The organism is Synechococcus sp. OH2 (genome assembly GCF_047462155.1).
Classification (GTDB): domain Bacteria; phylum Cyanobacteriota; class Cyanobacteriia; order Thermostichales; family Thermostichaceae; genus Thermostichus.
The window spans coordinates 191,250-191,603 of sequence record NZ_JANSIR010000095.1 but is presented as its reverse complement, the minus strand read 5'-3'; positions in this window follow the sequence as shown (position 1 = coordinate 191,603).

Here is a 354-nt window from a genome sequence, read left to right as displayed (position 1 = left end):
CCAATTTCTAGGGATCCCCCCGAAGGGGAACCAACGAGTATGACGAGGTCATAGGCTGCCCGAAGTTTGTTTCCAATTTCTAGGGATCCCCCCGAAGGGGAACCTCTTAGGCCTTACGAGCCTAGGTCGTAAGGCTCTGGCGTCGTTTCCAATTTCTAGGGATCCCCCCGAAGGGGAACCACACGGTGGAGAGCAGGCTAGGCAGGGCTACCCAGTCTAGTCTGGTTTCCAATTTCTAGGGATCCCCCCGAAGGGGAACCATAAGGGATGCACGGAGTCAAGGCCGTACGATGGTTGTTTCCAATTTCTAGGGATCCCCCCGAAGGGGAACCTCTACCCCTATTAAACCCAAGC